The following is a 13,334-nucleotide window of genomic DNA, read 5'->3' on the forward strand; positions in this document are numbered from 1 at the left end:
ACCCCGCCCGCCGGTACTGTCGCCCGCGCCCGACTCGGTGGGTGGCGCCTGCCGCGCCGCGCTACGTGCGCCTGCGAGCCGATACCGCCCCGGCCGGCACGCTACGGCAGCCGGCGGCCGGCCGGCTGGCCAACCTGCGTCGGCAGTCCGAGTTCCAGTACGTGGAGCCCGAGCCCGAGCAAAGCAGCTCCGACAGCGTGTGGTCGCGGTTTTGGCAGGAGCTTTGGCGGCGGATTGCCGGGTTGTTTTCGGGAAAAACCTACGAGACGCGGGGCCGCTACGTGGTGTACGCCCTGTTTGCGGCGGCTTTCGGCTACGTGCTGCTCCGCCTGTTGCGGCTGGATATAACGGGGCTACTGGGCCGGCGCGGCCGCACGCTGCCCCTCCCCTACGAGGCGCTGACCGAAGATATTCGGGGCATTGATTTCGTGACGGAGCTGGACCGGGCTGAGCAGGCCGGCAACTACCGCTTGGCCCTGCGCCTGGGCTACCTGCACACGTTGCGCCACCTCACCGACCGGGCGCTCATTCAATGGCAACCCGAAAAAACCAACCAAGACTACTTGCGTGAACTGGCCGGCACGCCCCAGGCCGCCGGTTTCCGCACCCTCACCCGGCAGTTCGAATACGTCTGGTATGGCGAGCTGCCCCTCGCAGCCGACCAGTACCCGGAGCTACGCGAGCAGCAGCAGACATTCATCCGACAACTAGCTGGTAAGCGGCTGGTAGCTAGCGGTTAGCTTCCTTCATGCCAGGTCTTTTTCCGCCCCCGAACCATCCTGATTTCTATGCCCAAACCGCTATTCTCTTCTTGGTTACCTTGCTTGACCCAATCCTACCGAACAAAAGCTGACAGCTAGCCGCTGTCAGCTAATAGATCAACAAAATGACTCGTTTTCGTGCTTTACTGCTGGGTTTGGTGGCGCTGTTCGTAGCGTTTGTGGCGGTGGAGTACTTCCGGCCCCAGCCCACCAACTGGACTCCCACGTTCATCAACCGCGACAAAATCCCTTACGGCACCTACGCGCTCTACGACCAGCTGCCGGCCCTGTTTCCGGGCCAGCCCATCAGCACGGTGCGCCTGCCCATTGCCAACCAGCTGCTGCCCGGCCTGGGGGCCGATGTGAACACCGATACCACCGTTAGCAGCACCGCGCCCGCCCTGCGCCCCGGCCGGGCCAGCTACCTGTTCATCAACGACGGCTTCTTCTGCTCGCCGCTCGACCGGGACGCGCTGCTGCGCTACGTAGCCCGGGGCAGCCATGTGCTCATTACGGGCGAGAATATCAGCGGCGCGCTGCTCGATTCGCTGCGCCTGGAGCTACGCCCGGTGCTGGAGTTGGATAGCCTGCTGCTTCTGCGGCGGCTGCGGCGTGGCGGGCTGCCGGCTGGTAGCGGCGCCCGCGCCCGTACCACCACCCTCACGCTGGTAAACCCGCCGGCCGGGGCCGCCAAAAGCTACCCGTTTCCGGCCGCTGAGGTGGCGTATTTCTTCCGGGCTACGGCGGGCAGCCGGGCCACGGTGCTGGCCCACGATGCCCGTCGCCGGCCGGTGCTGGTGCGCGTGCCGGTGGGCCAGGGCGAAATACTGCTGAGTTCGACGCCGGCCGCGTTCAGCAACCTGCGGCTGCTGCGGCCGGCCACGGCGGGCTTTGCTTTTGCGGCGTTATCGGGGCTGCCGGCGAGCCAGCCGGTTTTCTGGGATGAGTACCAGAAGCAGGGGCCGCTGGGCGAACAGTCGTTGCTGCGGGTGCTGGCGGCGCACGAGCCGCTGCGCTGGGCCCTCTGGACGGGGCTGGCGGGACTGGTGCTGTTCGTGCTGTTTGAGGCCCGGCGGCGGCAGCGCATCATCCCCATCATCAGGCCGCTGCCTAACACCACGCTGCTGTTTACGAGTACCGTGGCCAGCCTCTACCGGCAGGGCAGCAACCACGCGCTGATTGCCGAAAAGAAAATCGGGCTGTTCCAAGACTTCCTGCGCACTCGATACCATGAATCCGGCCTCGACCTGACCGACGAGCCGACCCGCGAACGACTGGCCCAGAAAGCCGGCGTGCCGCGCCCGGAGCTCGATGAGCTGGTGCGCCGCATGAACCGCACCCTCACTGCGCGCCAGGTTTCGGATGAGGAATTGCTGGCGCTGAATCAGGCCATCAGCCGCTTCCGCCAGCAAGCCGCGTGAAATTGCACTATCAACCTAAATTGACTTTTTCTTATTTATGACTATTCTAATAACTTGTTTCAAAGCACCTCATTAGCTATTTATTAATAACATTTTGTAAAACCTATTAAGACTATACCGTCTTCTCTTTGCAAATCAAGCCCCAATATGGAGAATAACCTGAACATAGATTCTGCCGAGCATCTGCCCTCCCCCATGCCACCCTCCAGCAGACCGGCTTCTGCTTCTAGTGAGCCAACTGCTGGCAGCGACGCGGCTGCTGATGCAGCGGCAGGCACTGAGGCTCCGGCCGCCTTTGCCCCACGAACCGACCTGAGCTCCCTGAGCCGCCACGCCGACGCTATTCGGGGCGAGCTAGGCAAAGTGATTGTGGGGCAGCGCGACCTGGCCGAGCTGCTGCTCACGGCCCTGCTCGCCGACGGCCATGTGCTGCTCGAAGGTGTGCCCGGTGTGGCTAAAACCCTTACTGCCAAACTGTTGGCTCGCACCCTCAGCGTCCCGTTCAGCCGCCTGCAGTTCACGCCCGACCTGATGCCCTCCGACGTGCTGGGCACCTCCGTTTTCCGTCCTCAGAAGGGCGAGTTTGAGTTTCGGCCCGGCCCTATTTTCGCCAGCGTAGTGCTGATTGACGAAATCAACCGCGCCCCGGCCAAAACGCAGTCGGCGCTATTTGAGGTGATGGAGGAGCGGCAGATAACCCAAGACGGCGTCCGCTACGCCATGCCCACCCCCTTCGTGGTGCTGGCCACCCAGAATCCCATCGAGCAGGAAGGCACCTACCGCCTGCCCGAGGCCCAGCTCGACCGGTTTCTGTTTAAGCTGAGCGTGGGCTACCCGACTATGGAGGAGGAAGTGGCTATTCTGCAGGGCCACCACGCCGGGTTTGGCGGTACCCCGCTGGAGGCAGTGCAGCCCGTGGTGTCGGCCGACGATTTGCGGCAGCTGCGCGAGCAGGTAAGCCGCCAGCACGTCGAGCCCAAGCTGCTGGAGTACATTGCCCGGCTCGTGGGCCAGACGCGCGCCCACAAAGGCCTGTATCTGGGTGCTTCGCCCCGCGCTTCGCTGGCTTTGCTCAATGGCTCCAAAGCCCTGGCTGCCCTCCGGGGCCGCGACTTCATCACACCCGAAGACATCCAGTACCTGGCCCCGGTGGTGCTGCGCCACCGCATCCAGCTCACGCCCGAGCGCGAGATGGAAGGCGGCACCCCGGACGACGTAGTGAAGCAGATTCTGCAGCAGATTGAGGTGCCTCGGTAAGTACCAAGGGAATAAACGACACTCCCCTCCTCAGCCGAGGAGGGCGCGCGGCGGCTCAACCGCCGCTGGGGAGGTTGGCTCGTTGTACGGCCCGGCGAACGAATTACTGCTGTTCCGTGCAACGAGTCAACCACCCCTAATCCCCCTTCAGCTGAGGAGGGGAACTAGCTTTTAGCTCTGGTATTACTGATGCAGTTTCTGCGTAGCTTTTTCCTTACTCGCCGCTTCTTCCTGGCCCTTACGGCGCTGGTAGTCGGGCTGACCGTGGCCTTTTTCCTGCCGGGCTGGCTGGTGCCGCTGCAGCTGCTGCTGGGCCTGCTGGCGCTGCTGACTTTGCTGGATGCGGCGCTGCTGTATGGTACCGGCGGGGGCGTGTTCGGGCGGCGGGTGCTGGGCGACAAGTTGGCCAACGGCTCCGACAACGACGTGGCCGTTTACCTCGAAAACCGGTACCGCTTTCCGCTGCAGACACAAACCATCGACGAGGTGCCGCATCAGTTTCAGCGCCGCGACGTGCTGTTTCGGGCGCTGGTGCAGCCGGGCGAAACGAGCGTGATTCGCTACCAGCTGCGGCCTACCCGGCGGGGCGAGTACGAGTTCGGGGCCCTGAACGTGTACGCTACCTCGCCGCTGGGGCTGGTGCGACGACGGTTCCGGTTCGATGAAAACCGCATGGTGCCGGTGTATCCGTCGTTTCTGCAGATGCGGCAGTACGAGCTGCTGGCCGCCAGCAACCGCCTGACGGAAGTGGGCGTGAAGCGCATCCGGCGGGTGGGCCAGAGCCTGGAATTCGACCAGATTCGGCCCTACGTGCCCGGCGACGACCCGCGCCGCATCAACTGGAAAGCCACGGCCCGCCGCGCCACCACCCCCGAAGCCACCGACGCGCTGGCCGTGAACCACTACCAGGACGAGCGCGCCCAGCAGGTGTATTGCCTCATTGACAAGGGCCGGGTGATGCGCATGCCCTTCGAGGGCCTGAGTTTGCTCGACTACGCCATCAACGCCACGCTGGTCGTCAGCAACATTGCCCTGCTCAAGCACGACAAGGCCGGGCTCATCACCTTCTCGCACCAGCCCGGCGCGATGGTGCCCGCCGACCGCCGCAGCGGGCAGTTGCGCAAGCTGCTGGAGGTGCTGTATCGGCAGAAAACCAAGTACCTCGAAACCGACTACGAGCGGCTCTACCTCACGGTGCGCCACCAAATCCGCCAGCGCAGCCTGCTGATTCTGTTCACCAATTTCGAAACGCTCTACGGCATGCAGCGCCAGTTGCCCTACCTGCGCCGGCTGGCCAAGAGCCATCTGCTGCTGGTCGTGTTCTTCGAAAACACCGAGCTGAACGCCTACCTGAACGCCCCCGCCACCACTACCCAGGAAGTGTACAACCAGACCGTCGCCGAGAAATTCGCTCAGGAAAAGCGCCAGATTGTGCGCGAACTGAACCAGTACGGCATCCATTCCCTGCTCACCGCCCCCCAAAACCTGACGGCCAACACCATCAATAAATACCTCGAATTCAAAGCCCGGGGCCTCATATAAATCACAGCTGGTGCAGAGGCGCCCCCGATACCGCAAAACGAATCTGTGGTATCGGTGGCGGCCTCTGCACCAGCTGTGATTCAGTCGAACGCTTCCAGCTGGGCGTTGTCCAGCAATAGGTTGGTGGTGGTACCGTAGTAGAGAAAGACGATGGATACGTGGTCGAACGGCTGCCGCGGGGGGCGGATGGTGAAGCTGAGGGTGCGGGGCCAGTTGGGTTCCAGGGCGCGTTGCAGGCGCACGGTACGCTCCTTCACAATAGTGGGGCCGTCCCAGAACCGCACCACGTACTGCGTCATGCGGCCCACATCCCACTCGCGGCCCGTTGCCCCCGCCAGGGCCGAAGCCCGGAGCCAAGTGAACGTGCCGGGGCGGGCGGGGATGCGGTATTCGGTGCTCGTCGGGTGGTTGGCATTCAGCCGCAACGAACAGTTGCCCGCCAGGGCCGGCGCGCCGCAGGTAGCGGCGGGCTGCTGCTCAAAACTCTGCTGCCAGAGCACGCGCAGGTTACGGGGCGTGCCGGTAAATTCGGAATTGCTGTCGAGTAACAGCTGGGTTTCGGGCGGCACCTGGTAGCGGAACAAGATGCGCCAGAGGTAGGTGCGCGTCATGTCGCCGGCCGCCAGCAGGCCGCCGGGCAAGGCCATTTGGGTGAGCCAGAAGCCGTAGGCGCAGCCCAGCACGGCCAGTACGCCGTAGGCAGCGGCCCATACCGGGCGCGCCAGCAGCCAGCGCAAGGCAGCGGCCAGCGGCCAGGCCAGCACCGCGTAGGTTTGCACCATTGCCCGCTGGCCCAGACCGCCGCCGTAAGTCCACTCATCCCAGGCAAAAGCCACATAGATAAACAGCACCACGAAAATAAGCATGGGCCAGAAAGCCGCGGGCTGCTGGCGGCGCAACGGCCCGAAGCCCACCAGGGCCGTGAGCAGCAGCGGCGAATACATGAGCCAGCCACTACGGAAGCTGAAAATACCTTCCCAAAGGTGCGGTTTCAGCCAGCTAAAGCCCTGTTCCTGGTAGCTATACACGATCCACTCGCCGCTGGCGTAATACCAGTAGAGGGGCTGAATGCTGAGCACCACCGCGCCAAGTCCGGCCGCCAGCAGCAGGTGGCCGGCGTGTTGCTGCCAAAAGGCCAGCTGCGTGCGCAGGCCGGCCCGCGACCAGCGCAGCCCCCACAGTAGCGGCAGCAGCACGGCCAGCAACTCGGTGGGCCGGGTGAGCGTCATCAGGCCCACAATGGCCCCGATGGCGGCGGCGCGGCCGGCTGTGGGGCGGGCGTAGTAGGCGGGCGTGAGCAGCAGCAGGGCCGCGTACCAGCCAAACAACCAGTTGTGGGTGAGGGAGCCCTGGCCGGCGCTATAGTTGAGGTAGTTGGTACCCAATACTATAATAAGGAGCGTACCGGCCGTGGCCCACTCCCCGAAGCGGGGCAGCAGCGCCCGGCGCACCAGCCACAGGCTCAGCACGGCTACCAGCAGGCTCGCCAGCTTCATGGCGAGTTGGTAGGGCTCCGAATAGCCGTCGGACGCATAGCCCAGGGGACTGGCCAGGATGTGGGCCACCAGGAAAAACGGCAGCTCCTGCACGGCCAGGCCGGCGGGGTACTTCATAACCATATGCCTGCTAGGGTGCGGGAAGGCCGAGTCGAAGCCCGACCCAGAGGGAGCATAATCGCGCACGAGTTGGTGGCGGAACTTCAGGTCGCGCAGGTCGTGGTGCACGAAAATGGCCGGCAGGTAGAGGTAGTAACCCGCCGCGTCCCACTGCAGCACCCGCGACTTGTTCGGCTGGGGCGGCGGGTAGTACCACCAGGCCACGCCCAGTATCAGGGCTGCGCACATAATCCAAGCCCACCAAGAAGCAGATTTCATGGCCTGAAAGTACGGCCAGGAAACGGATTGCTCCGGGTAGTTTCGAACTTGCCGGCGGCCGGGTCCTGCGCGCGGGCATCCGGCTGTCGCACGCTCGTGCGTACCTTGCCACCCACCCATTGCTGCTTATAGTGCTACGTATGCGTCTTCTTTCTGCTCTGCCCCGCCAGTTGTCCGCCTTGGTTTTAGTGCTGCTGATGGCCTCTACCGCACTGGCCCAGCCAGCCCAGCCTACCGCCGACACCCGCAGTCTGCTGCCGGTGCCTACTACGGTGCGCTGGGGCACAGCCACGCTGAAGCCCAGAACGACGCTACGGCCGCAGTTCCAAGGGCCGCCCGATTCGGCCACATCCGCGGCCGTAACCCGAACACTGGCTCGATTAGGGCTGACCGCACCAATCAAGAACCAGTCGGCCACTACACTGCCATTGCAGATTAACTACGGCAAAGTGGGCCGGCCCGAACAGTTTGATGAGGAGCGCTACAGCTTGCGCGTAACGCCCACCGGCATCACGATTGATGCCCCCACCACCCTGGGCGTACTGCACGCTTTAGCCACGCTGGAACAACTGCCGCAGCGGGAAGGCCGCAACATGGTGCTGCCTGAAGTGGATATCCAAGACCAGCCGCGCTTTGCCTGGCGGGGGCTGCTGATTGATGTGGCTCGGCACTTTATGCCCGTGGCCGTTATCAAGCGCAACCTCGACGCCATGGCGGCCGTGAAGCTCAATGTACTGCACTGGCACCTTTCCGACGACCAGGGTTTTCGGGTGGAGAGCAAGACGCTACCCCGCCTGCACGAAGTAAGCGGGCAGTACTACACCCAGGCGCAGGTGCGCGAGGTGCTGCGCTACGCCGCTGCCCGCGGCATCCGGGTGCTGCCCGAGTTCGACGTGCCCGGCCACACCATTGCGTGGCAGGCCGCTTACCCGCAACTGGCCTCCGGCGACACGCTCTACAAAACCGTGTACCAGAGCTGGCGCCTCGCCAACGTAGCCTTTGACCCCACCAAGGAAACCACCTATAAGTTGCTCGACACGCTGTTTGGCGAGATGACGGCCCTGTTTTCCGACCCTTACTTCCACATCGGGGGCGACGAAAACGACGGGCGCCAGTGGCGCGGCAACCCGCACATTATGGCTTTTGCCAAGGCGAAAAAGATGCTCAAGCCCGATGGCAAAACCCTCGACAAGCACGCGCTCCAAACCTACTTCAACCGCCGGGTGCTCACCATCCTCACCAAGTACAATAAGCAGATGGTGGGCTGGGACGAAATTTTAGGCCCTGGCCTGCCCAAAAATGCCGTAATCCAGAGCTGGCGCGGCAAAAAAGGCCTCTACGATGCGGCCAAGGCCGGCAACCGGGCTATTCTCTCCAACGGCTACTACCTCGACCTCTACCTGTCGGCCGCCAACGCCTACGGCACCGACCCGCTGCCCGTCGATAACCCGCTCAGCGTGGCCCAGCAGCGCCTTATTATGGGCGGCGAAGCCACAATGTGGAGCGAGTTTGCCGACAGCGTAATCGTCGATTCGCGCATCTGGCCCCGCGCCGCGGCCGTGGCCGAGCGGTTGTGGTCGGCCCGCGAGGTAACCAGCACGCCGGATATGTACCGCCGCCTGGCCACCGTGTCGCGGCAGCTGGAGGGGCTGGGCCTGCAGCATCGCCGCGCCCCCGAGCAGCTGCTGCGGCAGCTGGCCGGCCCCACCGACGTGGGCCCGCTGCGCACGCTGGCCCAGGTATTGGAGCCGGTGAAGGAGTACAAGCGCCATTTCCAGGGATTCACCTACACGCCCAGCACGCCCCTAAACCGCCTTGTCGATGCCGCTCCCGCCGAATCGGACGTGGCCCGCGACTTCAACTGTCGGGTCGATTCGCTGATGGGAGCGACCGGGGCGCTTGCTGACCGCGGGTCGGTATTTACCATGATAGCAACTCGCCGCAATGCCGTGGCTATGCGCCAGCAGCTGCAAACCTGGCAGGCCAACCACTCCAAGCTGATTCCGCGCTTGGGCTCCTCCCCCACCCTAACCGAGTATGCCCCGCTATCGGCCGCCCTGAGCGCCGCCGCCGCCCTGGGCCTGGAGCGGCTGGCGCTGCTGGAAAAGCAGCAGAAACCCGAGGCCGAGTGGCAGGCCGCCGCCCTCAAGCAGCTCGATGCGCTGAACAAACCGGCCGGCCAGACAGAACTGGCGGTGCTGCCGGCTATCCGGCGGCTGGTGGAGCTGAAGTAGGCGCCTGTCATACTGAGCTTGCGGAGGGCGGTGTAGGGGCGGGGCTTGCCCCCGCCCGCCGCTTGGTTTGCGCAACGGCCCGTTGCCGAATCGTTCAACGGCGGGCGGGGACAAGCCCCGCCCCTACATCGCCCTCCGCAATCGGTCATTCTATAAGTATAAAATACTCAGGATGAAACATTTTACATCCTAAAACAGCACCGCCACCTGCATGCGGCCGGTGTGGATGGCGCTCAGGCCCTGGGGCTTGCGGCCGTCGTAGGCCAGCGTGATGTTGAGGCCGTTGCTCAGGCGCTGCTCCAGGTTCAGGTTCCAGGTGAAGTTGGTGCCGGGGCGCAGGGCGTTGAGGATTTCCAGGCCTACGAGGCTGAGTTGGTTGCCCGCAAAGCCCACGCCTACGTAGCGCCCGGTGGCCGACACGGTGCGCTTGCCCACCTGGCTGATGCGGGTTTCGAGGCCCAGTTCGTGGAAGGTGCCTTTTGTACCCAGGTCGGAGCCGGCGAGGTTGCGCTTGGTGGTGAACAGGTAGGTGGTGGTGAAGCGCCAGACCGTGGAAGGCTGGTAGCTGATTTCGGGCGATACCTCATACTGCTCGACCCGGAAATTGCGGTTTTCCAAGTAGTCCGACTGATTTTCGCGGATGCTGCGGGTGCCGTTGAGCCGGCCCGTAAACGACTGGGCCAGCGTGCGGCGCAGCAGCAGGTTCTGGCTGGCCAGGTTGCGCGTATCGAAGCCCTGGGTCAGCAGCACCTTCTGCTGGGTTTGCTGCACCGTGAACTCGGCCCCGAAGATGGGGTTGGAGCGATTGAAATAGAGCGTGTTGCGCAGCAGCTTGTTCAGGCTTAGCAGCAACGAGTCGGCCGTTTGGAAGGCGAAGGGATTGAGGCGGGCGTTGAGCGTATTTTCGGTGCTCTTGCGGTCCAGCGTGACGGTGGTCAGGGTGCTGAAGCGGCCCAGCAGCTGCCGCCAGCCGGCCGCGTCGCGCCACTCGCGCGGGGCCGAGAGCGTGAGGCGGTAGCTGAAGCGGTTGGTGAAGGCGGGCAGGTAGTCGTCGGTGGGCAGAAATATTTTGATGTAGGTGCGGAACTGCGCGTCGGGCGTCTGAGCCTCGAAAAACTCGTTTTTCTGCTGGAGCCCGTCCGCGTTCAGGTCGTTCCAGAAGTGGGTGCCCTGGCCGTTGGGCACGGCCAGATAGGCGAAGTCGCGGCGCAATTCGCGGCCGGTGGCCACGGCGTAGCTCAGCTCCGAGCGCACCGTGTTCTGCCAGAAGCTGGCGTTCCAGTCGAGCTTGCCAAGCACCGTGCGGTCGCGCACGAAGCCGGGGGCGGACGCGCCGGGCTGGGTCTGGCCAACAGTGTCACGGGCGCTCAGGTCGCGGTAGGTAGCCAGAATATTCAGGTCCTGGGTGGCGCTCAGGTGCGAGTTGAGCGTGCCCTGCCAGGTGTGGGCCCGGCCCCGCTCGCGCAACTCAGTTTGCTCGGCGTTGGGCGTCTGGTCGCGGCGGAAGCTGTAATCGGCCCGAAACCGCAGGCGGGCCGTGTCGCGGCTCTGCACGAACAGGGCGTGCTCGTCGTAGTAGTTGGCCGACGTGAGCGAATCGCCATCGGCGCGGGCCACTCGGTTTTTGTCGAAGCGGTAGGCGTAGCCCGGCTCCAGGGCCCCGCCCACGTAGCGGGCACCCGCCTCGCCCCGCGCCCAGCGCGACTCGCGCCGGCCGGCCTCCGAGTTCAGCAGAAACAGATTGCCCCGCACCCGCACCCGGCCAAACTGGTGGGCCGCATCGAGCCAGTGCTGCACTCCACTCACCTCACCGGCCCGGTAGCGGCGGCTCAGGCGGTAGCCCAGGGCATTGTCGGCGTCTTTTATCAGCCCTACTCCGGCATTGAAAATATTCTCCTCACGGGGCGTCTGGTTGTTGCCGATGAGCGTGTTGCCAGTGCTCCAGTTGCGGTCAAACTCGATGTCGCGGTACCGGTCGATGGGCGTGAAACGGCGGCTGGTATACTCGTAATCGACGTTGCTGCGCAGCCGGTAGCCCGCCAGCCCGGGCAGGTTCACGGGGCGGTCCTGCACCACATAGCCCACCCGCATGGCTTGGCCGGTGGCTCCGTCGCTGGCAAATCGGTTCAGCTCCAGCTCCGAGGAGGCCAGATCCACGAACACGGTGGCCGTCGAGTCGAGGGCGTAGCTGGTGCCCACCGTTATCAGCTGCTTTTTGAGCGGCGTGGGCAGCACCCGCACCGGCTCGTAGCTGCCGCGGTTGGTGCCCACGAAGGTGTACACGCGGCCGTTGGCGTTGGCCTCGCCGGGCGTGGTGCCCAGGTTGTAGGAGCCCCGGCCGGGCCCCAGGTTGGTGAACTGCACATTATACACCAGACTCAGCGTATCGAGCGGCGGGTACACGAAAGCGTTGGTCAGCTGCCCGGTGGCGGGGTCGGGCCGGGTTTCGCGGCGGTACTGAATCTGGCGCCGGTTGTAGGGCACGAGCGTATCGCCGGGGGCCGTTACGCGGCTCACGTTGCCGCTGCGGCGTAGCAGCGCCTTCTGGCCGTCGTTCAGCGTGAGGTTGGGCGAGTTGTCGGGGTTGTCGGCTTCGCGGTAGAAATTGGCGTGCACCTGCAACCGGCCCAGCTGCTGGTAGTGGCTGGCCTGCACCAGCGAGCGGGCGTAGTTGAAGTCGGAATACTCGTAGTCGACCTTGATGCGGGTGTTGCTGGTGATGAGGTGGCGGGGCGAAAACGTTAGCTCGGCCTGGTTGTAGTCGATGATGTAGTCGGCATCGAACCCCCGCACCAGCAGCCGGCCATCCAAATACACGCGCTCGGAGTTGGCCAGCACGATAATGAACTGCTCGCCATTGGGCCCGCGCAGCCGGTACGGGCCCTGCACGTTTTCGAGCGGCGCAATATCAATGCTGGCAAACTTGCCCTTGGCCCCGCCCGCTGCCACCGAGGTCGTGGCAAACGCCTCCCCTTTCGCCACCGACAGCAGCGGCTGCCGCACCCCACCGGCCCGGCGGGTCGTTACGCTCTGGCTGGTGTTGGGCCCGATACCGTTGGGCGTCAGCACGCCGCCGGAGCTGCCCGACGGCGCATAGGGGTCGGCGACGGTGGGAATGCCGGGCTGCTGCTGGCCCGAGCCAGCCGCCGGGGCAATGGTGGGCGGGCTGGTGATGAAGGTGCCGGTGCTGCCGCCCGCCGCGTTGGGATACTGGAAAAGCTGCTGATTGCTGATGCCCGCTCCGGCCCCGCCGCCAAAGCCACCCGTCGGCAGCTGGCCAAAGTTCACCTCCCCGGCCCCGCCCTGGATGTTTTTATAGTAGCGCAGGAAGTAGTCGGGCTTGTTGCGCAGCACTACGTCGCCGGCCGTCAGGCTCCAGCGCGGGTTGGTCAGGGTGATGTATATCCGGTCGAATTCCTGCAGTTGCTGGGTGTTGCCCTCGGGCTGGAAGGGCACGTTCTGGTCGGATATGGCCGCCGTCAGGTCAATGTTATCCGTCAGCTTGCCCTCCAGCTGCAGGTTGAGCGAGGAGTTGACGAACACGTTCTGGGCATTGCCAAACGAGACGCCCCGCGACAGGTTGCCGGTTTTGTTGATGCCCGGGGTGCTCAGGATCTGCTCCTTCACCGAGAAATCCTGGGTCCCGAACGTGGGCCGTTGCCAGAACTGCAGCGTATCGAGCAGGCTGCGGGGCCGCAGGAAGCGGGGTTCGGCCAGCCGCAACGGCAGCACCCGGTAGCACACGCGCACCGAGTCGGGCCCGGCAGGCGGCAGCACAATATCGGGCTGGCCGGGCTCGGGGCTGGGGAAGCGCGACGAGGGCCGCACGTAGCGGTACTGGTCGGTGGCAGGGTCGTAGGCCACCGAGCGGCCGTTCAGGCTCACCGAGGCCGGCACTACCGTCAGCGTATCCTTGAGGGCGAAAAGCGTAGTATCCTGCCCCGCTGCCAGCCGCACCCACACGCAGCGACGGGTGCTGGGTGGCGCGTCGGCGGCGGCGGGTGCGGGCCGTTGCTGGGCCCGCGCCGCGGCTGGCAGCAGCCACAGCAGTAGCCATAGCCCCGCCAGCCTCGCCCAGAAGCGCGGGTTTTGGGTGAACTGTAAAAGTGAGAGGCTAAAAATCATTCATCCAGAAACCGTCGTACCGGAGTTTTCGGGTTAACGCCCGACGCAAGCCCAACGTCTGTCGGCTCCCGTAAAATTCACCCTTCTGCCGGCGTTATCCAACTTCGGCTTTTACCCCAG

At 64.6% G+C, this 13,334-nt stretch carries 7 protein-coding genes; 5 read left to right on the forward strand and 2 right to left on the reverse strand.

What is annotated here, in order from left to right; translation table 11 throughout:
• Positions 1 to 41: 41 nt before the first annotated feature.
• From D0N36_RS08430 to D0N36_RS08445, 4 genes are all read left to right on the forward strand, one after another.
• Positions 42 to 740, forward strand: coding sequence for a DUF4129 domain-containing protein (locus tag D0N36_RS08430; RefSeq protein WP_190242581.1), 699 nt, complete (start codon positions 42 to 44; stop codon positions 738 to 740).
• A gap of 146 nt (positions 741 to 886) precedes the next feature.
• Positions 887 to 2,182 (forward strand): DUF4350 domain-containing protein, encoded by a 1,296-nt coding sequence (locus D0N36_RS08435; RefSeq protein WP_116940963.1) that lies wholly within the window; start codon positions 887 to 889, stop codon positions 2,180 to 2,182.
• 363 nt (positions 2,183 to 2,545) lie between these two features.
• Positions 2,546 to 3,439, forward strand: coding sequence for a MoxR family ATPase (locus tag D0N36_RS08440; protein ID WP_317191448.1), 894 nt, complete (start codon positions 2,546 to 2,548; stop codon positions 3,437 to 3,439).
• A gap of 189 nt (positions 3,440 to 3,628) precedes the next feature.
• Complete coding sequence (locus D0N36_RS08445) at positions 3,629 to 4,981, forward strand: DUF58 domain-containing protein (RefSeq protein WP_116940964.1); 1,353 nt, start codon at positions 3,629 to 3,631, stop codon at positions 4,979 to 4,981.
• 80 nt (positions 4,982 to 5,061) lie between these two features.
• Here the strand turns inward: D0N36_RS08445 and D0N36_RS08450 are convergent, their stop codons facing one another.
• Complete coding sequence (locus D0N36_RS08450; RefSeq protein WP_147320801.1) at positions 5,062 to 6,855, reverse strand: hypothetical protein; 1,794 nt, start codon at positions 6,853 to 6,855, stop codon at positions 5,062 to 5,064.
• 140 nt (positions 6,856 to 6,995) lie between these two features.
• Here D0N36_RS08450 and D0N36_RS08455 point away from each other — a divergent pair, with 140 nt between their 5' ends.
• A complete protein-coding gene (locus tag D0N36_RS08455; RefSeq protein WP_116940966.1) occupies positions 6,996 to 9,089 on the forward strand; it encodes a beta-N-acetylhexosaminidase in 2,094 nt (697 codons plus the stop codon).
• A gap of 189 nt (positions 9,090 to 9,278) precedes the next feature.
• Here the strand turns inward: D0N36_RS08455 and D0N36_RS08460 are convergent, their stop codons facing one another.
• A complete protein-coding gene (locus D0N36_RS08460; protein WP_116940967.1) occupies positions 9,279 to 13,214 on the reverse strand; it encodes a hypothetical protein in 3,936 nt (1,311 codons plus the stop codon).
• Between the last annotated feature and the right edge of the window lie 120 nt (positions 13,215 to 13,334).

Source organism: Hymenobacter lapidiphilus (assembly GCF_003417065.2).
In the GTDB taxonomy this organism is placed as follows: Bacteria; Bacteroidota; Bacteroidia; order Cytophagales; family Hymenobacteraceae; genus Hymenobacter.

What these genes read in the sequence shown, in the direction of transcription:
- D0N36_RS08435 (WP_116940963.1), top strand. Translation starts at nt 887, where the DNA reads ATGACTCGTTTTCGTGCTTTACTGCTGGGTTTGGTGGCGCTGTTCGTA.
- D0N36_RS08445 (WP_116940964.1), top strand. Translation starts at nt 3,629, where the DNA reads ATGCAGTTTCTGCGTAGCTTTTTCCTTACTCGCCGCTTCTTCCTGGCC.
- D0N36_RS08450 (WP_147320801.1), bottom strand. Translation starts at nt 6,855, where the DNA reads ATGAAATCTGCTTCTTGGTGGGCTTGGATTATGTGCGCAGCCCTGATA.
- D0N36_RS08455 (WP_116940966.1), top strand. Translation starts at nt 6,996, where the DNA reads ATGCGTCTTCTTTCTGCTCTGCCCCGCCAGTTGTCCGCCTTGGTTTTA.
- D0N36_RS08460 (WP_116940967.1), bottom strand. Translation starts at nt 13,214, where the DNA reads ATGATTTTTAGCCTCTCACTTTTACAGTTCACCCAAAACCCGCGCTTC.